Below are 23984 nucleotides of genomic sequence, written 5' to 3' on the forward strand. Positions count from 1 at the left end.
GCCATGCCCATCATCTTGCGCCACAACGATGAACTCGAAGTGAGCCGTGTCGAGTATTTCGGCGCGGTGCGCGCTGAGGACATGCACAATCACGCCGCCTTCAACGCCGACAATCCCGTATGGCTCGGCTTCGATTGCATCAGCGTCATTCATGCCGATCTGGACGTGGCAAGCTTTTCGCTTGCTGATCTCGACGGCGTGTTCAAGGCGCACCGCGACCTCTTCGAACCCCTGAACCTCTTGTTCATGCGTCGATCCGGCTGGGTGTGCGAAAGCGCCGCCGGCCAAAGGCTGCTCGACCACTGGCTGGGTCGCCGCAACGCACACGGATCGCCGTGGGCGGAGGTCCGTCAATTTGACACGTTCGCCGGCGCCAGCGACTGGCTCATGCTCAACCCGGACGACAGCTCAGCCCTCGCCTCAGGCGAGGGGTTCCGGGAAATCGCACGGTTCAAGGCTGCCCCCAAACCAGCGCGCTGAGCTCAATCGCTGGAATCGAGCTCGTACTGGCTCTGCAGATAATTCTGTAGGCCCATCTGCTCGAGGTTCTGCAATTGCGTTTCGAGGAAGTCGATGTGCTCCTCGGTATCGTCGAGCAATTCCGTCAGCAGATCGCGCGTGACGTAATCCTTCTTCTCTTCGCAGAGCGTGATGCCTTCCTTGATCGCGGCGTGGCCGTTCTTCTCGGCGGCGAGATCACCCTGTAGCCGCTCCGGCACACTTTCGCCGATCTGCAGCTTGTTCAAATTTTGGAGGTTCGGGAAGCCTTCGATGAGCAGGATCCGCTTAATGATGCGGTCCGCGTGCTTCATCTCTTCGATGGATTCTTCGTACGTCTTCTTGCCGAGCTTGCCGTAGCCGTCGCTCTCGTACATCCGCGCATGCAGGAAGTATTGATTGATCGAGGTCAGCTCATTCGTGAGAATCTGATTGAGCTTCTTGATGACGTCCGGATCGCCCTTCATCGCCTTACTCCGCGGCGACGAGACTCCGGGCCTTGCCCATCCCGCCGCAAGTGATGCCTTCGGCGATCTCCGGGAGACAGCGTCCGCAACAGGGCTCGCAGCCATGATGGCCCAGCACCTCTTCCGGTCCCTGCGCACCTGCGGCGATGGCTTCGTCCACCTCCGCGCGAGTCACGCCGTTACAATTGCAGACGTACATGCAGCACTTCTCTGAACGCAAAAGCGAAATTGGCGACTGAGAGTCAGACGCAAAGAAATCTAACCAATCGCGATCGCTCCTGCAAGTCATTCTCATACGTCACGCCGCCGCAGCCTCAGCCAGTGTCCTGCGCATGGCCTGGACTCCTGCCTCCATCATGCCCCCGATGCTCTCGGCTACGGTATCCGGCGCCATATCGGCCACCCAGACTACCCGACTGCCGCCTTCGTCGGCGAGCACCTGAAACGAGGCGCTGTGGTGAACTAGGCCTGGGCTGTCCACCACAGCATAGACCAAGCGCCGCGCCTCGGGATCCACCGTGATGATCAGCTCCTTGGCCACCATCCCGTTCGCAAACGTCACCAACCGCGCGCCCTCTTCCAGCTTGGTGTCGGTCACAAACCCACGCGCCAGCTTGGTATGAACCGCACCGACATCTGCGAATGCGGCCCAAACTGCGGTCGGCGGACGGGCGATTGTGAATTCCTTGCGAACGGTGGCCATGAGCATTTCCTCCTGGCGGCCATGCTCGCCGCAATCGGACCTGCATGCTCGCCATTTCCGGACCGGCTCATTTTTTCAGGCCCGCGCTTGGGATAAATCCACGGCCACGCTAGAAGCCCGCCCTCAATGTCCGCCAAAGCCCCAACCATCGGCGTCGTCTCGCTCGGCTGCCCCAAAGCCCTCGTCGATAGCGAGCGCATCATCACGCGCCTGCGCTCCGAGGGCTATCAGCTCAGCGGCTCTTACGAAGGCGCTGACCTCGTCGTGGTGAATACGTGCGGCTTTCTCGATAGCGCGAAGGCCGAAAGCCTCGACGCCATCGGCGAAGCCATCGCCGAGAACGGCAAAGTCATCGTCACCGGTTGCCTGGGCAAAGAAGAAAGCCTGATCCGCGAAGCGCACCCGAAAGTGCTGGAGATCACCGGCCCACACCAATACGAAGCCGTCGTCGGCGCCGTGCACACGCACCTGCCGCAGATGCACGATCCGAAAATCGATCTCGTGCCCGAAGGCGGCTTCCGGCTCACGCCGCGCCACTACGCGTATCTGAAGATTTCCGAGGGCTGCAATAATCGCTGCACCTTCTGCATCATCCCGAGTATTCGCGGCGACCTCGTCTCCCGCCCGGCCAACGCTGTGCTGAAAGAAGCAGAGTCGCTGGTCAAAGCCGGCGTCAAAGAGCTGCTCGTCATCAGCCAAGACACCAGCGCCTACGGCATCGACGTCAAATACGCCGAGAGCAAATGGAAGGACCGCATGGTCCGCCCCAAATTCTTCGATCTCTGCAAAGAGCTCGGTGATCTGGGCGCCTGGGTGCGCCTCCACTACGTCTACCCGTACCCGCACGTCGATGAAGTCGTCGGCTTGATGGCCGAAGGCAAAGTGCTGCCCTACCTCGACATCCCGTTTCAGCACGCCTCGCCGAACGTACTGAAAGCCATGCGCCGTCCAGCGAACCAGGACAGAGTCCTCGATCGCATCAAAAAATGGCGCAGTATCTGCCCGGATCTCACCATCCGTTCGAGCTTCATCGTCGGCTTCCCCGGTGAAACCGAAGACGATTTCGAAACCCTGCTCGACTTCATCGAAGAAGCCGAAATCGATCGCGCCGGCGTGTTCAAATACGAAAACGTCGATGGCGCGCCCTCACGCGATCTCCCCGGCCATGTCGATCAGGACGATGTCGACGAGCGCTACGACCGCTTCATGGAAGTGCAAACCGCGCTCGCCCACCAACGCCTGCAATCCATGATCGGCAAAAATGTCGACGCCATCTGCGACGGCTGGGACGACGACGCGGAAGCCTATTCCTTCCGCACCAAAGCCGACGCCCCCGAAATCGACGGCGTCACTTACGTTGATAGCGACGACGAAATCGCGCCTGGCACGATTACGCAGCTCGAAATCCTCGGCGGCGAAGGTCACGAAATGGTCGGCGCGCTAGTCAAAGGCTAGCAGCCCGCGGAAAGCGATGATCGACTAGGTTTGCGGGCGTTAACGACAGCGCATGACGCCGTCGGCATCATCCGCTACAATCTAAGGATGTCACTCGAAACCTTCATGCAGATAGCGCCGATCGCTGCCTTTGTGGCGTTCGGCGCTTGGCTCGGGATGGGGCTTCAACGCTTCGTCTGGCGTATGCGCAGGGGCGACAGGAAGAAACGCAGATCATCGTATGAGCACACGTGGTCTGACTACGGCGAGGGCCATGCTTGGCCCACGCAACCCGCTGAGCCGACGCGAACTCAAGATGCAACTGAGCAATTGAGGATCGTGATGAAATCGGAGTTCAGCGCGCGGCCACTCCTCAACCAAAGCGAAGCGCGCGTATTTGAGGAGCTCTGCCAGATCGTCAGTCGCTGCAAGCCAGGTTGGCGGGTGATGGCGCAAGTCTCCTTGGGCGAAATCCTTCGCAGCAAAGATACCCAAGCGTTCTGGTGCATCAATTCAAAGCGAGTGGACATGCTTCTTGTCGATGAAGCGTGCCGACCACGACATGCGATCGAATACCAGGGCGATGGCCACCATCAAGGAAGTGCGGCCGCACGTGACGCTGTGAAAAAGGAAGCATTGCGACGCGCCGGCATCGGTTATCACGAAGTTGTCGCGGGCAAAACAACACCCGCCGAACTCAGGCTCTTCATAGAAAGCCTGGTCGCCAGAGCTGACGCACCAGGGCGATAGGTCGCCTACTTCTTCACCTTCGGCTCGCCCAACGTCATAAAAATCACCGGCCCCTCGGTCGGCGCGCGATAGACCCCGTGGCTGGCGTTCACTTTCATCGCCAGCGCCGTCATCTGCCAGGCTTCCTGCTCGCTCATCTTCAGCGACTTTTCGGTCAGCTCTTCCAGTCCGTGCTTGTCGCCAAACCAGCGCGTACGCTCCGCGTCATTGCGCAGGCGCTGCTGCACCATTGGGTGGTCCCAGCCCCAGCGGAACATGCTGGTGCGCGGATTCCATGCGCCAATGATTTGCACCGGCGCCGTCACCAACGCGCCATCCTTGCGCTGAAAGCGAATGATGCCGGCGTTCTGGTCGACGATCCAAGGCGCGGTTTCGAGCTTCAGCTTTTTGGACAGCCAACGTTGACGGTTGAGCAGGTCGATCCAGCTCTCGGCCCAGAAGCGATCGACATCAACCTGCTCGCCGCCCCACGGCACGAGTTCGCGCGATTGCGCTCGCGGCTCGGCTTTCGGCTCAGCTCGACGCTTGGTCTTGAGCATGTGTCCCCGGCGACAGTCTGCAGCCAGTGTGGATAACGAGTTCCCTCAATTCGGGAAAGTCATTTCCTAGAGGTCATCTTTCTTTCGACCACCGCGCCCAATCGTGAGCGCCTTGATCACGCCGCGCATTGTCTGCGCCTCTTGTTGCGAGAGGCGCGCGCGCAGAAACAGCGCGCGCAAATTCCGCTTCATCAACGGCGCCTTGTCCATCGGGTGGAAAAACCGTCCGTGTTCAAGCTCTTGCTCAAGATGGGCAAACATCGCCTCAAGTTCGGCCTGCGTCGCCGGCGGGCTATCGGGCGGCTGAAACCAGGACGGCAGGTCCGTCCCCTGCCGCGCCTCGGCGTAAGCATAGCAAAACACGCTGGCCGCATTCGCCAGATTGAGTGACGCAAACCCCGGATTGACCGGCAAAGTCAGGATCGCATCGGCGCGCGCGATCTCGTCCGTCTCCATCCCGGACGCCTCCGGCCCGAACATCACGATGGCGCGCTCGCCCTTGGCCTGCGCCGCGCGAATGTTCTCCGCCGTTTGCCGCGGCCCCCAGACCGGCTTTTCCAGCCCCCGCGGCCGCGCGGAGGCGGCAATCACCAAGGTCGCGTCCGCCAGCGCGTCCTCCAGCGTCCATTCCACCCGCGCGTTCTTCAGCACCACATCTGCGCCAACGGCCACCACTTCGGCCTTCGGGTTCGGCCACCGGTCGCGCGGCGCCACCAGGCGCAGCGAGGTCAGGCCAAAATTCAGCATGGCGCGCGCCACCGCGCCGATGTTCTCGCCCATTTGCGGGCGCACCAGGCAGATGGCGGGCCATTCCTCCTCGATTGGGGGCGGCATGTTGGCGGCGCGGGTCATTTCCGCTCCTCTTGCCGCAGTTTGCGCGCGGCGTCCAAACTGCTACCACGCCACGCGAAATTTCCCCGGAACTAGAAGGTGCGAACGATGGCGAAGATCAAGGTGGACAACCCGGTCGTCGATATGGACGGCGACGAAATGACCCGGATCATCTGGGCGGCGATCAAGGAGCGCCTGATCCACCCCTATCTCGACATCGACCTCAAATATTACGATCTCGGCGTCGAAAGCCGCGACGCCACCAACGACCAGATCACCATCGACGCCGCCAACGCCACCAAGCAATACGGCGTGGCCGTGAAGTGCGCGACCATCACGCCGGACGAAGCCCGGGTGAAAGAATTCAACCTGAAGGAAATGTGGAAGAGCCCGAACGGCACGATCCGCAACATCCTGGGCGGCGTCATCTTCCGCGAGCCGATCATCTGCAAGAACGTGCCGCGCCTCGTGCCGGGCTGGACTCAACCGATCGTCGTCGGTCGTCACGCCTTCGGCGACCAATACCGCGCCACCGATTTCAAATTCCCGGGCAAGGGCACGCTGACGATCAAGTTCGTCGGCGACGACGGCCAAGTGATCGAGAAGGAAGTGTTCAAGGCGCCGGGCGCCGGCGTCACCATGGCGATGTACAACCTCGATGAGAGCATCAAGGATTTCGCTCGCGCCTCGTTCAATTACGGCCTCATGAAGGGCTGGCCGGTTTATCTCTCGACCAAGAACACGATCCTCAAAGCCTATGACGGCCGCTTCAAGGACATCTTCCAAGAGATCTTCGACGCCGAGTTCAAGGCCGAGTTCGACAAGCGCAAGCTGACCTACGAACACCGCCTGATCGACGACATGGTCGCCTCTGCGCTGAAGTGGAGCGGCGGCTATGTGTGGGCCTGCAAAAACTATGACGGCGACGTGCAATCCGACACCGTGGCGCAAGGCTTCGGCTCGCTCGGCCTGATGACCTCCGTGCTGATCACGCCGGACGGCAAGACGATGGAAGCGGAAGCCGCGCACGGCACTGTCACGCGCCATTACCGCGAACACCAAAAAGGCAATCCGACCAGCACCAATTCGGTCGCCTCGATCTTCGCCTGGACGCGCGGCCTCGCCCATCGCGGCAAGCTCGACGGCAATCAAAAGCTGATCGACTACGCGCTGCTCTTGGAAAAGGTCACCGTCGACACCGTCGAATCCGGCCAAATGACCAAGGACCTCGCCCTCCTCGTCGGCGACACCCAAAAATGGCTCACCACCGAAGGCTTCCTCGACGCCGTCGGCGACAATCTCGACAAGGCGATGGCGAAGGCGTGAGCTTCGCGATCCGCGACATCCGCAGAGAAGACCGGCCCAAATGGGAACCCCTTTGGGCCGGTTATCTCGATTTCTACAACGCGACGCTCGCGCCCGAGATCACCGACGCGACCTTCGCCCGCTTCCTTGATCCCAATTCAAATCTCTTCGCCCTCGTCGCCGAGCGCGAAGACGGCGTGCTGCTCGGCATCGTGCAATGCGTGCTGCACGACCACGGCTGGTCGCAGAAGAAATTCTGCTACCTCGAAGACCTCTTCGTCTCCGCCGAGGCGCGCGGCGCAGGCGTGGGCCGCGCGCTGATCGAAGCCGTGTACGCGCGCGCCGATTCCAACGATTGGGGTCGCGTCTATTGGCTCACGCACGAAACCAACGCCACGGCGCGCAAGCTTTACGATCAAGTCGCCAAGAACAGCGGCTTCATCCAATATCGCCGGCCTTAGCTCTTCTTACGCTTGCCGCCCTGCAGCATGAGCCAGGCAAAAAGCCCAAGCGTCAGCACCAGCACGGCGCCCAAAAAGCCAAGCGCCGTCAGCGCCAGCGGATCAACATTGAGGTTCGCGATATTCGGCATGACCGCCCCCTAAGTCGCGGGAGCAAGCTTCGATCCGAGTTTCGTGCGCCGCTTTGATCGAGCGCAATTATGCCTTGAACGGCGGCGTTTTACGCCACGGCCACGTATCCGGCAGATCGCGCGACACGCGATCGGGATAATTCGGCGCGCGCTTCTCCAAGAACGCCGTCACCCCCTCCTTCGCGTCGCCCGATTGCCCGCGCGACACCATCCAACGGCTCTCGATCCGATGCGCCTCCATCGGATGGTCCGCGTCCAGCATGTCGAGCATCATGCGCCGGGTCAGCGTCACCGAAACTGGCGCGGTGTTGTCGGCAATCTCCCGCGCCAGCGCGCGCGCCGCCGGCATCAAATCCTCGGGCTTATGCAGCGAACGAATGAGCCCGCGCTCCTTGCCTTCTTCGGTCGTGAACACCCGCCCCGTCATCGTCCATTCCAGCGCGGTTTGAACACCGACCAAGCGCGGCAGGAAATATGACGAGAGCGTCTCCGGTACGATGCCGCGACGGGTGAACACAAAGCCCATCTTCGCGCCTTCCACGGCCAGCCGAATATCCATGGGCAATTGCATCGTCGCCCCGACTCCGACAGCGGGGCCATTCATGGCCGCGATCACCGGCTTCAGGCTCTCATAGATGCGCATGCCGACCAAGCCGCCGCCGTCGCGCTCATTGGCCGGATCGAATGTCTCGCCCCGCGCCGCCGCACGCCTCTCGTAATCGAACGTGGCGCCGCCGGAACCCAAGTCCGCACCAGCGCAGAACGCCCGCCCCGCGCCGGTCACGATGACCACGCGCACATCATCGTTGGCGTCCGTCTCATCGAAGGCCGCGATCATCTCCATCGCCATTTGCGGCGTGAACGCGTTCATCCGGTCCGGCCGGTTCAAAGTCAGCGTCGCGACGCCGTCTTCGATTTCGAGCTTTACGGTTTCATACTCGGCCATCGTTCGCGTCCTCCAGATGCTTGGCCAAGCCTAACACCCTTCCGTTCCGCCAACGCAATGTCCTAGAGCCGAAGCAAGTCCACCTCCGCCGCCTGATATGGGTCGAGCCGATAGATCAGCTGGCGATGGATCGCCACCAGCGCCCCCGCGCCCCAATCCTCGATCAGCTCAGCATCGTCGCGCTCGCGCGCCTCCCATTGCGAGCCGTCCTCGCAGATCAGCACTTTGCCGCGCGCCATCACCGCATCGATGGTCGAAACCACGCCCGACTGCGCCCCGGCGCCTAATCCGACTCGGAACACCGAGAGAATCGCGTCACGCTGTTTGTGGGTAAGCTTCGCCCAATCGAGCCGTTCAAAGATTTCCGGCCCCAGGTAAGCAGCCAGCGCATCGTTCTGAGTCATCCCGTGTCCCCACACCGAATCGAGTCGTCCAAAAACGATTGATTTGGTTTCCGAGACGTTACTGCGCTGGCTTGGGTCGTACCGCGAACGCGACGATGGCAAGACCAAGCGCTGGCCCGACCAAGCCGATCAAGCCGCCTTCAACGCCCATCGCGCCGCCCGTGAGCAGCGGGGGACCTTCGAACTCGAACACGCGCCAATAGCCCAGGCCAATATCTTGACCGGTCACGGACAGGCCCAGCACCGGTCCCTGCAGCCCGTTCCAACCGAGATGAATGCCGATGGGCAGCCACAGTGCGCCGCTACGCACATAGGCCAAGCCCAACATGACGCTCGCCAGCGCGATGTTCGCCGCGGCGATCAAGCCATTCTGGCCTTCACGGATCGCGCCGGCGTGCAATGCCACAAACAAGAGCGTCGTCACCGCATGGGCGACCAGCACGCCATACTTCGTCCATAGCTCCTGGAAGATGTAGCTGCGGACAAGCACCTCTTGCGTGATCACGTTGAAGAAGCAGAGCACCAACGCGAGCCAAAGTGCGTTAGCGTTGAAGCCGCCCAAGTCGGGCGCATAGCGCACGTACCCGAGCGCTGTCAGCACGCCAATCGGCACAACGAAGATGAAAGCGCCGAGCACTGTGCCCGACAGCAAGCCCACAATTGAATTGTCTGCTCCGAACCCAAGCGTCGCCCAGCCGCGCTTGTCGACCACGCGCACCATGAAGACGAGCGCGCCGAGCGTGGCGATCGTTCCGCCAATCTCCACAAAAAGGCGCCAATTCACATTGTGAAACCAGCCAACGCCGCCGATCGTCACCGCGCTCATCACAACGATCGCGATGAGCGCCGCCCACACGCCAAAGAAGCCAAGAATCTTCGCGATCGAGATCAGCACGCCCCGCATCGCGGCCTCACAAATCCAAGCGCCAGATGAAGTCGCGGTCAGCCACGCGGCCGACCATGAATTTGTGCTCCCCCACGTGCTCGAAGCCATAGCGGCGATAGAACGCTTGGGCGCGCGCATTGTTTTCCCAGACGCTGAGATACATGCGCTTGGCGCCCTTGCCGCGCGCCCAGGCGAGCGCCTCATCCATCAGCGCCTGCGCCACGCCCGCGCCCTTGGCGTGGCTGTCGACGTAAAGCCGATGCAGTTCCAGCGCGTCCGTTGCGTCGACTTCCATATCGACCGCGCCCATCTTGCAATAGCCAATGATCGCGCCATTGCGCAGGGCGAGGCGATAGCGCGTGTCGGGCTCGGCGATCTCTGCGGCCACGACATGCGGGCGATATTTGGCCTCAACGTATGCCTTGAGGTCTTCCGGCGGATAGAGATGGCCGAACGTCTCTGTGAAGGTGCGCTCCGCGAAAGCGGCCAATGCCTCAGCATCAGCCGCATTCGCATCGCGATACGTAACCTGGCTCACGCAGCCAACGTTTGCAGCGCCGCGCGGATCGCGTCGATGGCCTTGCTGGCCTCCGCGCCGTTCGGCCCGCCGCCTTGCGCCATGTCCGGACGGCCGCCCCCGCCTTGGCCGCCGACGGCCGCCACGCCGGCTTTCACCAGATCAACCGCACTGATCTTGCCCTTGAGATCGTCGGTAACGCCCACAGCGAGCGCCGCCTTGCCGTCTTCGACGCCGACATAAGCAATCACGCCCGAGCCCAACGATTTCTTGCCCTCGTCGACAAGCCCACGCAGCTCTTTCGCCGGCACGCCTTCGAGCACCCGCGCCAGCACAGAGACGCCCGCGACGTTTTCTGGTCCAGAAGGCGCAGCCGAACCGCCGCCGCCCGCGAGCGCCAGCTTCTTCTTCGTTTCACTCAGTTCGCGCTCAAGCTTGCGGCGCTCGTCGGCCAATTGCGCGACCCGATCCGGCAATTCCGCTAACGGCGTTTTCAAATTCGCCGACACGGCCTTCGCCAACGCCGCTTGCGCCTTGAGATGCGCCAGAGCGGCCGCACCCGTGGCCGCTTCGATCCGGCGCACGCCCGCGGCCACGCCGCTTTCGCTCAGCACCGCGAACACCGCGATGTCGCCCGTGCGCTTCACGTGCGTGCCGCCGCAGAGCTCGACCGAATAGGCCTTGCCGTCATGCGAGAGCGCATCACCCAAACGCAGCACGCGCACCGTCTCGCCATACTTTTCGCCGAACAGCGCTAACGCGCCCTCTTCGATCGCCTTTGCCGGCGCCATTTCCTTAATCACGCCTTCGGCGTTCTGGCGAATGACCGCGTTCACTTCGTCTTCGACGCGGCCGATCTCATCGGCGCTCAGCGGCTGGCCATGGCTAAAGTCGAAGCGGAAATAATCCGCCTCCACGAGCGAACCCTTCTGGGTGACGTGCGGCCCCAGCGTGTTGCGTAGCGCGGCATGCAGCAAGTGCGTCGCGGAATGGTTCGAACGGATTTTCGCGCGGCGCTCGTGGTCGATCTCAAGCTTGGCCGCATCGCCAACCTTCACCGCCCCCTTCACGAGGCGCCCAACATGCGCGTGCAGCGCGCCCGCTTGCTTCTGCGTGTCCTCGACAACGAACTCGGCGCCGTTGGCGAACTTGATCAAGCCATGATCGCCCGACTGACCGCCGCTTTCGGCGTAGAACGGCGTACGATCGAACACGAGCGCGCCAGCGGCGCCTTCGCGCAGCTCATGTTGCTCGGCGCCGTCCGCGACGATCCCAGTGATTTTGCCGTCAGCGGCCTCCGCGCTGTAACCCAAGAATTCATTGCCCTTGGTGCGCTCCAGAATCGAATGCCAGATCGCCGGATTGTCGGCGCCGTCGGCACCCTTCCAGCTCGCCGCGCCCTGATCCTTCTGCTCCTGCATCGCGACGTCGTATTCGGCGATGTCCACTTCCAGTGAACGCCCGCGCAGAATGTCCTGCGTGAGATCAAGCGGAAAGCCGAACGTGTCATAGAGCTTGAACGCGGTTCGGCCGGACAGCTTCTGCCCCTGCTTCAGACCGCCAATCTCATCTTCGAGCAGGCGCAAACCGTTCGCGAGCGTGCGACGGAAGCGCTCTTCCTCTTCGCGCAATTGCGCTTCGATCACCGGTTGCGCGCGCTTCAATTCCGGATACGCGTCGCCCATCTCGGCGATCAGCGTCGGCGCCAAGCGGTGCATCAGCGGCTCTTTGGCGCCCAGAATATGCGCGTGGCGCATGGCGCGGCGCATGATCCGGCGCAGCACATAGCCGCGGCCCTCGTTCGACGGCGACACGCCATCCGCGATCAAGAAACACGACGAACGCAAATGGTCCGCGATCACATTGTGGCTCGGCGCCTGCTCGCCTTGCGCTTTCGTTTTGGTGAGCTCTTCCGATGCCGCCTTCAGCGTGCGGAAGAGATCGGTGTCGAACACCGAATCCACGCCCTGCAGCACACAGGCCATGCGCTCCAAGCCCATCCCAGTGTCGATCGAAGGCTTCGGCAATTTCGCGCGCGGGCGATCGTCGCCGAATTGCTCGAATTGCATGAACACGAGGTTCCAGAACTCAAGGAAGCGGTCGCCATCCTCGTCCTTCGATCCCGGCGGGCCGCCCCAGATGTGGTCGCCGCGATCGATGAAGATTTCCGAGCACGGGCCACACGGACCGGTGTCGCCCATCGACCAGAAATTGTCGTTGGTGGCGATGCGGATGATCTTGTCGTCGCTGAAGCCGGCGATCTTCTTCCAGAGCGCCGCCGCTTCGTCGTCGTCATGATACACAGTGACGAGCAGCTTATCCTTCGGCAGGCCGAGATCGCGCGTGATCAAAGTCCAGGCGGCGTCGATCGCACCTTCCTTGAAATAATCGCCGAACGAGAAATTCCCGAGCATCTCGAAGAAAGTGAGGTGCCGCGCCGTGTAGCCGACATTGTCGAGGTCGTTGTGCTTGCCGCCGGCGCGCACGCACTTCTGGCTAGTGGCGGCGCGCGGAAACGGCGGCTTGGCCGCGCCGGTGAAGTAATTCTTGAACTGCACCATGCCGGCATTGACGAAGAGCAACGTCGGGTCGTCCTGCGGCACCAGCGACGACGACCCCGGGAGCGCGTGATCGCGCGAACCAAAGAAGTCCAAAAACTGCCGACGGATGTCGTTGACGCTCGTCATCACTCTACCAAGCCGTATCCAATGCCGTTCCGCGCCCGCGGACAGCCAAATCAGGTTCCAGTTTGGTATAGGTAGTGCAGCGCACAACGCCAAGCGGGGCGGAATGGCGCCGATCGGACCGCCGGCTTCCAGCCGGCATCAAGTGTCAGACGACCGGCCACGCCGGCCCCATCGCGCCCTTAGTCCGGCAGCACGAACACCCCGTCCGCGCCAAGCGGCACGAGCGGGTTCCAGGCCACCTCCCAAAGGTGCCCATCCGGGTCGGCGAAATAGCCCGAGTGCCCGCCCCAGAATACGTCCTGCGCTGGCTTCACGATCTCAGCGCCGGCCGCGCGCGCCTCCTCCAGCACCGCCGCGACCTCATGCTTGGTTCGAACATTGTGCGCCAGCGTGACGCCGCGAAAGCCGCTACCGGCGCCGTCGACGCCGACGTCATGCGCCAGCTCTCCACGCGGAAAAATGGCGAGCGCCTGCGCGCCCGCCTGGAAGAACACGATATCGCCTTGGCTCGCGGATGAGGCGCGAAAGCCGAGCGCTTCATAGAACGCCCGCGACCGCGCCAAGTCCGCGACGCCCAAAGTGATCAGGGAAACGCGCGGCTCCATCACACACACTCCAAATCGAAGAGATGAGGAACTCAAGGAATCCGCCGGCCGGCCCGGAGATGCACCAGGGCATGGGGTCGGGTCGGTCACAGCCCCGAACCGGCCAGCGAAACTTGGATCGCGCGCGCCGCGACTTAGTCTTAGTCTTTGTCTTCGTCGCCTTCAGGCGGAGAATACATGGCGTCGGCCACCGCACTCGACTTGCCACGAATGGCGTCCTCGATCGCAAGGGCGACGTCCTTGTGTTCCTTCAAGAACCGGCGCGCGGCTTCCTTGCCTTGGCCGATCTTCTGCCCACCATAGGCATACCAGGCGCCGGATTTATCGATCACGCCCGCCTTCACGCCGAGCTCGATCAATTCGCCGGTCTTGGAGATACCTTCGCCGTAAATGATGTCGAACTGCACCTGCTTGAACGGCGGCGCGACCTTGTTTTTCACGACTTTGACGCGGGTTTCCGAGCCAATGACTTCGTCGCGTTCCTTGATCTGGCCGGTGCGGCGAATGTCGAGACGCACCGACGCGTAGAATTTCAGCGCGTTGCCGCCCGTCGTTGTCTCCGGGTTGCCGTACATCACGCCGATCTTCATGCGGATCTGGTTGATGAAGATCACGAGCGTGTTCGACTTCGAGATCGAGGCCGTGAGCTTACGCAGCGCCTGGCTCATCAAGCGCGCCTGCAAGCCCGGCAAGCTATCGCCCATCTCGCCTTCGATTTCGGCGCGCGGCGTCAGCGCCGCGACGGAGTCCACCACCAGCACATCAACCGCGCCCGAACGCACGAGCGTGTCGGTGATTTCCAAAGCCTGTTCGCCCGTGTCGGGCTGCGAGACGAGGAGATCGTCGAGATCAACGCCCAGCTTGCGCGCATAGATCGGATCGAGCGCGTGCTCAGCGTCCACGAACGCGCACACGCCGCCGCTCTTTTGCGCTTCAGCGATGCAGTGCAGCGCAAGCGTCGTCTTGCCCGAGCTTTCCGGGCCATAAATTTCAATGATGCGGCCCTTCGGCAGACCGCCAATGCCCAACGCAATGTCGAGGCTCAAGGAGCCAGTGGAAATGGCCTCGATCTCAACAACCGGCTTTTCGCCCAGCCGCATGACCGAGCCCTTGCCGAAGGCGCGATCAATTTGTCCGAGAGCTGCGGCCAAAGCCTTCTGCTTGTCCGTTTCCACTTCCGCCTCAACAAGCTTCAACTTGGCCATATGTCCGTCTCCCACTAGGTCGAGTCCATGCCCTGGACTACAGGCGCTGCGCATGTCCGCGTCAGGAATCGAATGTGCACCATTTGTTCTCGGAACACAAGGAGAACGTACGAGCGCCGTCGAGAATTCCAACGGACACAAAACCTGGCCCGTCGCGCTGGCTCTCGTCCCCAATCCCTAGTCCCCAATCCCGAGAACAGCGCGCTCCCTATTCCCTTCCGGCCATATCCGGCCTTAATGGTTTCGCTGGTGGAATATGAGAGGATCGTCGGATGGCTTCGTCGCTCGCGCCCCTGCCGCCCCGCGGCGGACATCCGCCCACGTTGGAATCGATGAATTCGTTCCGCGTGAAGACGGCCGCACTCTCGCGCCCAGCGACGCCCGCGAAAGGCGACCCCAACATGGTGCTCGTCACCTCGGCTGACGGCGGCGTCGTCGTTTATCCGCCGAGCAAGAAGCTCGCGATCCTCGCCGCCCGCCGCGAACGCCGCACCGGCCGCTAAGCGAACGCGTTGATATCGCCGAACTTGCCCGCGTTGAAATCCGTGATCGCCTGACGGATTTCGCCTTCGGTGTTCATCACGAACGGCCCGTATTGCACGACGGGCTCATTGATCGGCTCGCCACTCAACAGCAAGAGCTTCGCATCGCTCTCCGCCTCGATCGCGATCGCGCCGCCCTCGCGCGCATAAAGCGCGAATTGCGACGGCCCCGCGCTGCGCCCGACCTCAAGCTTCACGCTTCCGCTTTGCGTCAGCAGCGCCAGCGTATGGCCCTCCGGCAGGTTGAACTCCGCCTTGGCGCCCGCCTTCAAGCGCACATCCCAAATGTTGATCGGCGTAAACGTCCGCGCCGGGCCTCGCGCGCCCGCATACTCGCCGGCGATCACACGCAGACGGCCAGCCTCATTCGGCAAATCCACCGAGGGGATCTGCGCGTCGAGCAGAGTCTGATAGCCGGGCGGCGCCATCTTATCCTTCGCCGGCAGATTCACCCAGAGCTGCACCATCTCCATCACGCCGCCGTTCTTCGTGAACGCAGCCGAATGAAATTCCTCGTGCAGAATGCCCGACGCCGCCGTCATCCATTGCACGTCGCCCGGCCCGATATGGCCGCCATTGCCGGTGCTGTCGCGATGATCGACCTCGCCCGCATACACGATCGTCACCGTCTCGAAGCCGCGATGGGGATGCACGCCCACGCCGCGCTTCTGCGTCGCCGGCGCGAACTCAAACGGCTGCGCGTAATCGAGCAGGATGAACGGGCTCACGGCCGCGCCATGCGTTTGCGGCGAGAACATCGACCGCACCGGAAAGCCGTCGCCCACCCAATGCGGGCGCGGCGCGTCGTGAAGAGCAAGCAATTTTCTCATGGCCTGAAAATGATGCCCGCCACGCCGTCGCGCAATAAGGCACACAAGTGTCACCGCCTTCGGACCGCCGGCTTCCAGCCGGCTCTTTGGTTCCGCCTTCGTGCAGCCAGAAAGTTGAAGCACCGATGCCGGCTGGAAGCGGCGGTCATCCTAAGCCGCCAGCAGCTCCTTCACCCGCCCGACCAGCTGCTCCATCGTCACCGGCTTGCTCATATAATGCACCGGATATTGCTCCAGCATGTGGCTGAAGCTTTCGGGCGCGTAGCCGGAGAGGAAGAGCACTTTCGCGGCGCCGATCATCGCCGGATCGGCTTCCTGCAACATCTCGGGGCCGGTCATGATCGGCATCGAGACGTCGGAGATGATGATGTCATAGGCGCCCGGATTGCGGCCGAGCACTTCGAGCGCTTCTTCGCCGTTCTCCGCCTCTTCGACCTCGTAGCCGCACTCCTTGAGATTGCGCACGATCGACCGGCGCACCGCGGTCTGATCCTCGACGAACAGGATCTTGCCGCGGCCGGCCACGTCCTTCGGCGGCGGCGCGATCAAAGCGCGCTCCTTCGCGGCGATTTCTTCCAGCTCTTCCGGCGTCGGATCATAGACCGGCAGGAAGATGCGGAATGTCGTGCCGACGCCCAGCTTCGACGAAAAGAAGATGTAGCCGCCCGATTGCTTGATGATGCCGTAGCTGGTCGCGAGGCCCAGCCCCGTGCCTTTGCCGGCTTCCTTGGTCGAGTGATACGGACGGAAGATTTTCGCGGCATGCTCCGGCTTGATGCCCGAACCGGTGTCTTCCACTTCGATCATGACGTACTGGCCGTCCTCGATCGGGTTGTGGCCGAGGCCGCGCGCAGCTTCGGCGCTGATCACGGAGGTACGCACCGTGAGCTTACCATCTTTCGGGATCGGCGAATCCTTCGGCGTCATCGCATCGCGCGCATTGGTGGCGAGATTGATCAGCACACGCTCGAGCTGCGTCTTGTCGACCTTCACATAGGGCAGATCGCGGCCGTGCCGGATTTCGTACTTGATCGACGCGCCCATGATGCGGCGGATCAGCTCTTGGCGTGAACCGACGAAATCGCCCACGTCGAACACTTCGCGCGCGAAGGTCTGCTGGCGTGCATAAGCGCGCAGCATTTCCGAAAGCTCTTTCGCGCTCGCGGCGTTGTCGGAGATTTCCTGCAGCGTCGGATAATCCGCATCGCCCACCGGGTGGCGGCGCAGCAGATAGGAGCAATTCTGCATCACCACCGTGAGCAGATTGTTGAAATCGTGCGCCACACCGGCGGCGAGTTCGCCGATCTCGCGCATCTTCTCCGATTGCGCCAAACGCGTCTCAAGCTCGCGTTGTTGGCTGACGTTGAGAAGATAGGCGATGCTTCGCCCATCGGCCGAGCGTGCCAGATGCACGTGCACTGCGATCGGCGGCGACGTCGCCAGCGTGATCTCGGTCGGATCGTTCAGCGCTTGGCGCAAACGCTGCGCCAAAGCCTGCGGCCCTTCCGCAGCCTCAAACAAATCCACGAACGCCGCACTCGGCGTTGCCCGGCCTTGCGTCATTTCCATCAACGACGCGTTGGAATCCAACAGGGCGGCCGAAGCCGGGTCGGCGCCATCGAGCACGGCAATGCCCAGCGGCGCTTGCGCAAAGACCTCATCGGTCTCGCCGGACACATGCATCGCAGGCGCAGCCGGCGCGGTTTCGGGCGCCTCCGCGTCCGAGAAGAACACGAACGAGCGCGACGTGCCGTCCACGTCCTCCGCCGGCCAGAACGACAGCGTCGACACTTGCGTCTCGTGGCCATCGAGCCCGCGCAAGGTCACGCGCGCCGGCGTCGGGCCAAAGCCGCGCCGATCACGGCGCAGCAGACGCGAGGGATCTTCCTTCACGATATCGCGCACGCGCAAAATCGCCGGGTCCTCACCTAAGCCGAGCACCGCACGCAGCGCGCGGTTCATGTAGGCGATCGTCCCGTCCTGCCGCGCCGCGAAGAAGCCAACCGGCGCGTCGTCCAGGAAAATCTGGCGCGACGCCTCATCCGTCGCGCCCGCTTCTGCTGCGCCCAATTCACGCAAGCGCCACAGCACGTACCCGCCCGGAATTGGACCAACGCACGCTTCGTAACGCGCGTGCTTGCCCGAGAGCGCCGCCGTCGCCGGCAATTCCTCGCGCCGCGTTTGCCCGAGCTGCGCTGCTTTCGACAAACGAAACATCGGCGCCGAGAGCATCGGATCCGCGCCAAACAGACGGCTCATCATCGGCGGGCGATCGCTCTCGCCCATCACGCCGGCCACTTCGGCCAGGTCGTGATACGCCGCGTTCGCCACCAGCGGCGACAAATGCGCGTCCGTGATCAAGGCCGCTTCGTCGAGCGCCTCGATCATCGCGTGTTCGTTGCGTCCGCCCAGCAGCGCCGACGCCGCGATCGCGCCACGCTCCGGAAACGCGCCGTGCTGGCGACCCGCGCCGCGCGACATCCAGAAGAACAGCACCATGCCGACGGCCGCCAGCAAGACAAGCAGCACCGCCCCCGCTTGGCCCACGCTGGGGCCTGCCGTGATCGCAACCCCCGCCGCGCCGACGCCGACGGCGGCCGAGACCCAAAACAGGATCTGAAGCGGATCGAGCCGCCCGCCGCCGCGCGGGGGTGGAGTCTGTACATGGTCTGTCATCAGCGCGCCTATTGAGGGCGCACTTGACCCCGATTCGGGGCGCGGATCACGTTGGGGCGCGGTAGGGAATCCATCCGCCATGTGTGTTCTCCGCTAAAGGTTTCTTCGGGGCCGGCCGCGTCGGCGGGCCATACGCATGATGAAGCCGATGACCTTGGCCACCGCCTCGTAATGTTCCCGCGGGATCGGCTCGTCCAAATCGGCCGAGGCGAACAGCGCCCGCGCCAGCGGCGGTTCTTCCACGATCGGAATGTTATGTTCTTCAGCGATCTCACGAATTTTCAGCGCGGTCGCGTCCACGCCCTTGGCTACGCAGACCGGTGCGCCGATCTCGCCCGGCTCATACCGTAACGCCACCGCGTAGTGAGTCGGGTTGGTAATGACCACACTCGCCTTCGGCACGTTCGCCATCATGCGCTGCCGTGACCGCTCCATGCGGATTTGTCGCAGCTTGGCTTTGACCATCGGGTCGCCGTCGTTTTGGCGGAACTCCTCTTTGATCTCCCGCCGGCTCATCTTCATGCGCTCCATGTAGGATTGGCGCGTGAAGACGTAATCCACAGCCGCGAGCACGGCCGCCGCGCTCGCCAGCGCCATCAGCATCGCCACCACGCGGTCCCGAACCCAAGGCAGCAACGCGCCGACATCGAGCAGCGACATGTTCTCGATCACCGCATCGTGCGGCCACAGCACCCAGCCCAGCACTGCGCCCACAAGTACGAGCTTCGCCAGCGATTTCAGGAAGGTCGCAAACGCTTGTTTGCCGAACACGCGCTTGAAACCTTCGATCGGATTGAGCTTGTCGAGCTTCGGCTGCAAGCGCTCGGCCGTGAAGGTCGGCCGATCCTGAAGATAGCGCGAAGCGATGCCGCTGATGGCGAGGGCGATCGCCGTCAAGCCAAAGATCGCGAGCAGTTTGATGCCGATGGATCCCATGATCGCGGAGAGCGATGCGGGATCGGTCGAAAGTTGGTCGGGCATCGCCAGAAAGCCGATGAAGCTATCGGCCATCTGCTTTGTAATCGGCCCAGCCATGAAGGCGACGAACGCGGTCGCCGCCACCAGCGAAAGCGCGGCGCTGACCTCCGTCGAATAGATGATGTCCCCCTTCTCGCGCGCCTGATCTAATTTTCGCGGTGTCGGCTCTTCTGTTTTGTCATCATCCTCGGCGGCCATGCGTCACCTCACCCACAACGCATAGGATTGCATGCTGTCCAACCAGATCAGCATGCCCGCCGAAAGGCCGAGCGCGAACACCACCAAACCGCCCATGATCTGCAGCGGCAGCGCGATGAAGAAGACCTGAATTTGCGGAATGAGCCGCGAAAGCACCCCGAGCCCAACGCGAAAAATCAAACCAGCCGCCACCACCGGCATGGCGATCTGAAAGCCGACGCGGAACGACGTCGACGCCGTCTGCAACGCGAGCTCAGCCGCGTCTCCAACAGGCGGCGGCGCGCCGAGCGAAATGAGATCGTACGATCCGACCACGCCGCGCAGAAACATGTGATGCAGGCCCGTCGCAAACAGCAGCGCCACACCCAGAATGCTCAAGAACACCGCCGTCAGCTGCCCCGATTGCGTCATCGTCGGATCAGCGGTTTGCGCAAACGCCAAACCGATTTCCAAACCGACGATCTGGCCCGCCGTCGCCAACGCCGTCATCAGGAAGCGCGCCGCACCGCCGATCAAGGCGCCGATCAGAGTCTCGCTCGCGACTTGAAACGCCATGCCCCATGCGCTCGTCGCCGCATCCGGCACGCGATCGGCCAAGGTCGGCGCAAGGCAGATCGCCAGCACCAGCGCGAACCCGAGCCGGATGCGCGCCGGGATCGCAGGTTCGCTGAAGCCAGGCAGCAACATGATCACGCCGCCAATGCGCGCGAACAGGAGCGCCGCGCTCCAGACATCGACGCCGTAGAGCGAGAGCTCCATCAGTAATTCGCGATGCGTTCGAAGATGCCGTCCATGAAGCCGCCCAGAAGGCCGCCCATGATCGGCAGGAAGAGCAGGATGGCGAAGAAGATCGCGAGGATCTTCGGCACGAACACGAGAGTCTGCTCCTGGATTTGCGTCAGCGTCTGCAACAGCGACACGACGAGGCCGACCACGAGCCCGACGATCATCGGACCCGCCGCCACCAACACCGTCACCCAGATCGCCTCGCGGCCAAGGTCGAGGACTTCGGCTCCGGACATGTTCACTCCCGCGCGGACCCGGCAAATTCTGCCGAGCGGTGCGCCCAAGGACGCCATTTGTGGTTAACGACTGGTTTCCAAATTGAGCGCGCCATTCCCAGACCGGTCGGTCACCGCGTTTGGCTACCGCCGTGGCGGACCTGCAACGCTAGACCGCGCGATCGAGGGCAGGATTTGCAGGGGCGGAAAGCCAAAACGTGCTTTCCGCATCACAGTGTGACTCTCTTTCCGCTGAGAGCATCCAATTTACCGAATCCGGCGCATCTTATGCACAGAGGCCTCGGAAACCTTCCTCGACCTCACGCGTAGGAAAGCCTGCGCGGACAACAAAAACGCAGGGGGAATTCCGATGAGCGCCTTCCAATCCATTGCCGCCTTCTTCCGGAGCTTGTTCGGCCGCAAGGACGACGATTTCAAAACGCTGCTGATGTCCGACCTCGGGATCGAGCGCTAGCGCCAGGCTACCCGCCTGGCGGCACACCTGCGTTGAAGCTCTCGATCAGGGAGCCCGCCACCAAACGCCAGCCGTCCACCAGGACGAAGAAGATCAGCTTGAACGGCAAGCTTACGGTCACTGGCGGCATCATCATCATGCCCATGGCCATCAGCAGCGAGGCCACGACGAGATCGATGATCACGAACGGCACGAACAGCATAAAGCCGATCTCGAACGCCCGCCGCAGCTCCGAAATCATGAAGGCCGGCGCCAACACGCGCAAAGGCACGTCCGTCGCGCTCTGAGGCGGCGTCTCCAGACGCGCCATATCGATAAAGAGCGCCAGATCGTCTTCCCGCGTTTGCGAGGCCATGAACGCTTTCAGCGGCTCGACAATGCGCGGAAACGCTTCATCGAGCGGCATTTCCTCGCGCATCACCGGGCCGATGCCGGCTTCGTAAGAGGCATTCCATACCGGCTGCATCACGAACGCGGTTAAGAACAGCGAGAGCGACACAATCACCACGTTCGGCGGCGCCTGCTGCAAGCCGATCGCGGTTCGCAGCAGCGACAGCACCACGACAATGCGCACGAAGCTTGTCGTCATGATGATGATCGACGGGGCCAAGGACAGCACCGTGATTAGCGCGGTCAATTGCAGCACCCGCGCAGTCAGCCCGTCGCCTGTGCCGAGATCGATCGACAGCGCCGGCCCGGTCGCCGCGGCAAATGCATAGGTCGCGCCGGAAAGGGCTGACATCAGCACCGAGGCGAACAGGATGATGCGCACCGCGCCCTTAAGCTCCGGCTTGCGGAAAATGCTCTGCTTGGCCGGTTTCGACTGCTCAGCGCTCACGTCGCACTCTCCGCCGGCGGCGCAGGTTCAGCTTGCGTCTCGCCCACCACCACATCGCCCGCCGGCGACAACAGCATCAGATGCTCGCGTCCATCGCAGCGCACGATCACCAGGCGCCGGCGCGGATCGATCATCAGGCTCTCGGATATCTTGAGTCGACGCGGGCCCTGCGCGGTCGGTTGCAGCATGCCGAGACGGCGCGCCCCGTAAGCCACACCTAAGATCAGCGCCAAGGTCGCGATCAGCGCAAACAGGCTGCGCGCCCAATCCAACAAGTCCACGAACGCCTCCGTTCTGGAGTTCAGGCGTCATGACCTCAGCCGGTTTGGTAAATGAGAGATTAATTTTCTAAGCCGAAATTAAGTCGCGCTTAACCATAAAGCACTCAACTAGGCAAAGTTTGCAGCCCTTGAGTCGGACGCGATGGACCTCGCCAATTCCCCATTCTTCGGATTGTTGCGTCAGCGACTCGATCATCTGTCCGAGCGCCAGAGGCTGATCTCGGAAAACATCGCCAACGCCTCGACGCCCGGTTATCGGCCGCGCGATCTGGATTCGACGAGCTTCGATCGCATGCTCGCCTCCGCCGCCGGCGGTCGCGGACTTTCGATGACGCGCACCAATGCCGGCCACATGGTCGAAGGCGGCGGCGGCCGGATCGATCCCGAGATTGTCACGCGCGATGACTCGGAAACCACGATCGATGGCAACGCCGTGGTGCTCGAAGAGCAGATGGCGCGCGCCGCCGAGACGCGGATGCAATTCGAAACCGGCCTCGCGCTCTATCAGAAGGGCCTCGACCTTGTCCGCCTCGCGGCGCGTGCGCCGGGGAGATAATTCATGACAGACATCAATTCAGCCATCGCCGCCGCCGCCTCCGGCATGCGCGCCCAGACGGTGCGGATGCGGGTCGCCGCCGAAAACGTGGCCAACGCCAATTCGACCGGCGCCAATCCGAACGAAGAGCCGTTCCGCCGCCGTGTGCCGCTGCTCGAAAGCACAACGCTCGCCAACGGCGCCCAAGGCGTCGAAGTACGCGGCACCGCCTTCGACATGAGCGATTTCCGTCAGGAATATAACCCCACCCATCCAGCCGCGGGTGAAGACGGGTATGTGCGCCTGCCCAACGTCGACACGCTGGTCGAGATGATGGACATGCGCGAAGCGACGCGGGCCTACGAAGCGAATTTGAACATGATCGAAGCCGCGCGCGGCATGACCAATCGCGCGCTCGAATTGCTGCGGAGATAGATAAATGGCGGTTGATCCCCTTTCAGCGGCGCGCGCCTATCAACAAGCCGCGCAAGCCATGCAGAGCCGCGGCGCGACCGGCGGCGACCAGATCGATTTCGGCGCACTCGTACAAGACGCCGTGCGCCAGGCCGGACAAAGCGCGCAAGTCGCCGAGCAGCAATCGCTCGCAGTCGCCGCCGGCCAAGCCGACATCGTCGATGTCGTGACCGCGATCGCGGCGGCCGAAACGCAATTGCAGACGGTGATTGCGGTGCGTGATCAAGTGATCTCGGCGTATCAGGAAATTCTGCGCATGCCGATCTAAGGCAATAGGCAGTAGGGTTTGTCCCACGCTCAATCTCCCATTGCCTATTGCCCACTGCCCATTCCCTCGTTTGGGAACCTCTCCTCTGAACTGACGTTCATCGCTCGTCAGTTTCGTGAACGGAGAGTTTTGCATGCTTGGCTGGGCGATTGGCTTTTTCGTTGCGGCGCTCGTGGCGGCGGTCTTTGGTTTTGGCGGAATCGCCTCCGCGTTCAGCGGCCTTGCCGTGTTGCTGTTTTGGGTGTTTGTCGGCCTCTTCGTGCTCTCTTTGCTCTTCAACACGTTCGGCGGCGCGCATGCGGCTTCGCATAGCGGCAGCGGCCGGATGTTTGCGACCGTCGCGCTGATCGCCGGCGTCGCGCTCGTCACCTATGCTTGGGTCGAGAACGACATGTCCGCCGAACGCGCCGGCCGTGTGATCGACCGCGAGACCGTGCAGCTGGTTGAAGCGACCGGCGCCGCATTGAGTGAAGCGGGCGATCGCGCCGAGGAGGTCGTCGATGACGCGGGCGGCGATAT

The 23984-nt window shown here is 62.7% G+C and carries 29 protein-coding genes and 1 pseudogene; 10 read left to right on the forward strand and 20 right to left on the reverse strand.

The window, feature by feature from the left end; translation table 11 throughout:
- The first annotated feature begins 3 nt into the window (after positions 1–3).
- Positions 4–480: a hypothetical protein gene (locus VF769_RS08640; protein ID WP_331007990.1), complete on the forward strand. Its 477-nt coding sequence runs from the start codon at positions 4–6 to the stop codon at positions 478–480.
- A 2-nt stretch (positions 481–482) separates the two neighbouring features.
- Here the strand turns inward: VF769_RS08640 and bfr are convergent, their stop codons facing one another.
- From bfr to VF769_RS08650, 3 genes are read right to left on the reverse strand one after another with little or no spacing between them, the layout of a single operon-like run.
- Positions 483–965, reverse strand: a complete 483-nt coding sequence (bfr, locus tag VF769_RS08645; protein WP_331007991.1) for a bacterioferritin — start codon at positions 963–965, stop codon at positions 483–485.
- 4 nt (positions 966–969) lie between these two features.
- On the reverse strand, positions 970–1260 hold the full coding sequence (locus VF769_RS18430) for a (2Fe-2S)-binding protein (protein WP_349258119.1): 291 nt from the start codon (positions 1258–1260) through the stop codon (positions 970–972).
- A gap of 3 nt (positions 1261–1263) precedes the next feature.
- Positions 1264–1668 (reverse strand): SRPBCC family protein, encoded by a 405-nt coding sequence (locus VF769_RS08650; protein ID WP_331007992.1) that lies wholly within the window; start codon positions 1666–1668, stop codon positions 1264–1266.
- A gap of 126 nt (positions 1669–1794) precedes the next feature.
- Here VF769_RS08650 and rimO point away from each other — a divergent pair, with 126 nt between their 5' ends.
- Together rimO and VF769_RS08660 are read left to right on the forward strand one after the other, a co-directional pair.
- The gene (rimO, locus tag VF769_RS08655; RefSeq protein ID WP_331007993.1) at positions 1795–3123 is read left to right on the forward strand and encodes a 30S ribosomal protein S12 methylthiotransferase RimO; all 1329 of its coding nucleotides are present in this window, start codon (positions 1795–1797) and stop codon (positions 3121–3123) included.
- A gap of 87 nt (positions 3124–3210) precedes the next feature.
- Entirely contained in the window at positions 3211–3852 is a 642-nt protein-coding gene (locus tag VF769_RS08660) for a DUF2726 domain-containing protein (protein ID WP_331007994.1), read from the forward strand.
- 5 nt (positions 3853–3857) lie between these two features.
- On the opposite strand, the gene VF769_RS08665 is transcribed toward VF769_RS08660, so the two are convergent.
- Together VF769_RS08665 and VF769_RS08670 are read right to left on the reverse strand one after the other, a co-directional pair.
- Positions 3858–4391, reverse strand: a complete 534-nt coding sequence (locus VF769_RS08665; RefSeq protein WP_331007995.1) for a DUF6882 domain-containing protein — start codon at positions 4389–4391, stop codon at positions 3858–3860.
- A 66-nt stretch (positions 4392–4457) separates the two neighbouring features.
- A complete protein-coding gene (locus VF769_RS08670) occupies positions 4458–5243 on the reverse strand; it encodes an RNA methyltransferase (RefSeq protein WP_331007996.1) in 786 nt (261 codons plus the stop codon).
- Between the two features lie 87 nt (positions 5244–5330).
- On the opposite strand from VF769_RS08670, the gene VF769_RS08675 reads away from it, so the two are divergent.
- Positions 5331–6548 carry an NADP-dependent isocitrate dehydrogenase gene (locus VF769_RS08675; RefSeq protein ID WP_331007997.1) on the forward strand — a complete coding sequence of 406 codons (1218 nt, stop codon included), beginning with the start codon at positions 5331–5333 and terminating at the stop codon, positions 6546–6548.
- Positions 6545–6988 (forward strand): GNAT family N-acetyltransferase, encoded by a 444-nt coding sequence (locus tag VF769_RS08680; protein WP_331007998.1) that lies wholly within the window; start codon positions 6545–6547, stop codon positions 6986–6988. Before VF769_RS08675 ends, VF769_RS08680 begins: the two co-directional genes overlap by 4 nt.
- Here VF769_RS08680 and VF769_RS08685 read toward each other — a convergent pair.
- The 8 genes from VF769_RS08685 to recA all read right to left on the reverse strand — a co-directional run bounded on the left by VF769_RS08685 (position 6985) and on the right by recA (position 14369).
- On the reverse strand, positions 6985–7119 hold the full coding sequence (locus VF769_RS08685) for a hypothetical protein (RefSeq protein WP_275574743.1): 135 nt from the start codon (positions 7117–7119) through the stop codon (positions 6985–6987). The genes VF769_RS08680 and VF769_RS08685 overlap by 4 nt on opposite strands.
- Positions 7120–7186: 67 nt before the next feature.
- Entirely contained in the window at positions 7187–8065 is an 879-nt protein-coding gene (locus VF769_RS08690) for a crotonase/enoyl-CoA hydratase family protein (protein WP_331007999.1), read from the reverse strand.
- Between the two features lie 62 nt (positions 8066–8127).
- Positions 8128–8469, reverse strand: a complete 342-nt coding sequence (locus tag VF769_RS08695) for a hypothetical protein (protein ID WP_331008000.1) — start codon at positions 8467–8469, stop codon at positions 8128–8130.
- 58 nt (positions 8470–8527) lie between these two features.
- Positions 8528–9373, reverse strand: coding sequence for a CPBP family intramembrane glutamic endopeptidase (locus tag VF769_RS08700; RefSeq protein WP_331008001.1), 846 nt, complete (start codon positions 9371–9373; stop codon positions 8528–8530).
- A gap of 7 nt (positions 9374–9380) precedes the next feature.
- The gene (locus VF769_RS08705) at positions 9381–9893 is read right to left on the reverse strand and encodes an N-acetyltransferase (RefSeq protein ID WP_331008002.1); all 513 of its coding nucleotides are present in this window, start codon (positions 9891–9893) and stop codon (positions 9381–9383) included.
- On the reverse strand, positions 9890–12559 hold the full coding sequence (gene alaS, locus VF769_RS08710; protein ID WP_331008003.1) for an alanine--tRNA ligase: 2670 nt from the start codon (positions 12557–12559) through the stop codon (positions 9890–9892). Before alaS ends, VF769_RS08705 begins: the two co-directional genes overlap by 4 nt.
- Before the next feature lie 179 nt (positions 12560–12738).
- Positions 12739–13164 carry a VOC family protein gene (locus VF769_RS08715; protein ID WP_331008004.1) on the reverse strand — a complete coding sequence of 142 codons (426 nt, stop codon included), beginning with the start codon at positions 13162–13164 and terminating at the stop codon, positions 12739–12741.
- A 140-nt stretch (positions 13165–13304) separates the two neighbouring features.
- Positions 13305–14369 carry a recombinase RecA gene (recA, locus tag VF769_RS08720; RefSeq protein WP_135210806.1) on the reverse strand — a complete coding sequence of 355 codons (1065 nt, stop codon included), beginning with the start codon at positions 14367–14369 and terminating at the stop codon, positions 13305–13307.
- Positions 14370–14641: 272 nt separating this feature from the next.
- Between recA and VF769_RS08725 the strand changes: the two genes are divergently transcribed.
- Entirely contained in the window at positions 14642–14872 is a 231-nt protein-coding gene (locus VF769_RS08725; RefSeq protein WP_135210807.1) for a hypothetical protein, read from the forward strand.
- Here the strand turns inward: VF769_RS08725 and VF769_RS08730 are convergent.
- The 7 genes from VF769_RS08730 to VF769_RS08760 all read right to left on the reverse strand — a co-directional run bounded on the left by VF769_RS08730 (position 14869) and on the right by VF769_RS08760 (position 22188).
- Positions 14869–15741 carry a pirin family protein gene (locus VF769_RS08730; protein ID WP_331008005.1) on the reverse strand — a complete coding sequence of 291 codons (873 nt, stop codon included), beginning with the start codon at positions 15739–15741 and terminating at the stop codon, positions 14869–14871. The two genes, VF769_RS08725 and VF769_RS08730, sit on opposite strands and share 4 nt — an antisense overlap.
- A gap of 150 nt (positions 15742–15891) precedes the next feature.
- Complete coding sequence (locus tag VF769_RS08735) at positions 15892–18417, reverse strand: ATP-binding protein (protein WP_331008006.1); 2526 nt, start codon at positions 18415–18417, stop codon at positions 15892–15894.
- A gap of 93 nt (positions 18418–18510) precedes the next feature.
- On the reverse strand, positions 18511–19593 hold the full coding sequence (flhB, locus tag VF769_RS08740; protein WP_331008007.1) for a flagellar biosynthesis protein FlhB: 1083 nt from the start codon (positions 19591–19593) through the stop codon (positions 18511–18513).
- 3 nt (positions 19594–19596) lie between these two features.
- On the reverse strand, positions 19597–20352 hold the full coding sequence (gene fliR, locus VF769_RS08745; RefSeq protein ID WP_331008008.1) for a flagellar biosynthetic protein FliR: 756 nt from the start codon (positions 20350–20352) through the stop codon (positions 19597–19599).
- Positions 20352–20615 carry a flagellar biosynthesis protein FliQ gene (gene fliQ / locus VF769_RS08750; protein ID WP_135210813.1) on the reverse strand — a complete coding sequence of 88 codons (264 nt, stop codon included), beginning with the start codon at positions 20613–20615 and terminating at the stop codon, positions 20352–20354. The genes fliR and fliQ overlap by 1 nt, the downstream gene beginning before the upstream one ends.
- A 461-nt stretch (positions 20616–21076) precedes the next feature.
- Positions 21077–21811, reverse strand: a complete 735-nt coding sequence (gene fliP / locus VF769_RS08755) for a flagellar type III secretion system pore protein FliP (protein WP_349258120.1) — start codon at positions 21809–21811, stop codon at positions 21077–21079.
- Between the two features lie 92 nt (positions 21812–21903).
- Positions 21904–22188: a flagellar biosynthetic protein FliO gene (locus VF769_RS08760; protein WP_331008010.1), complete on the reverse strand. Its 285-nt coding sequence runs from the start codon at positions 22186–22188 to the stop codon at positions 21904–21906.
- 142 nt (positions 22189–22330) lie between these two features.
- On the opposite strand from VF769_RS08760, the gene flgB reads away from it, so the two are divergent.
- The 4 genes and pseudogenes from flgB to VF769_RS18435 all read left to right on the forward strand — a co-directional run.
- Positions 22331–22744, forward strand: a complete 414-nt coding sequence (flgB, locus tag VF769_RS08765; RefSeq protein WP_331008011.1) for a flagellar basal body rod protein FlgB — start codon at positions 22331–22333, stop codon at positions 22742–22744.
- 3 nt (positions 22745–22747) lie between these two features.
- The gene (flgC, locus tag VF769_RS08770) at positions 22748–23158 is read left to right on the forward strand and encodes a flagellar basal body rod protein FlgC (protein ID WP_331008012.1); all 411 of its coding nucleotides are present in this window, start codon (positions 22748–22750) and stop codon (positions 23156–23158) included.
- 4 nt (positions 23159–23162) lie between these two features.
- Positions 23163–23465 carry a flagellar hook-basal body complex protein FliE gene (locus VF769_RS08775; RefSeq protein ID WP_331008013.1) on the forward strand — a complete coding sequence of 101 codons (303 nt, stop codon included), beginning with the start codon at positions 23163–23165 and terminating at the stop codon, positions 23463–23465.
- A 133-nt stretch (positions 23466–23598) separates the two neighbouring features.
- Positions 23599–23757: pseudogene (locus VF769_RS18435) on the forward strand (DUF1328 domain-containing protein); the annotation flags it as partial.
- Positions 23758–23984: the final 227 nt, after the last annotated feature.

This window comes from Vitreimonas sp. (assembly GCF_036392335.1).
Lineage (GTDB): Bacteria > Pseudomonadota > Alphaproteobacteria > Caulobacterales > Aquidulcibacteraceae > Vitreimonas.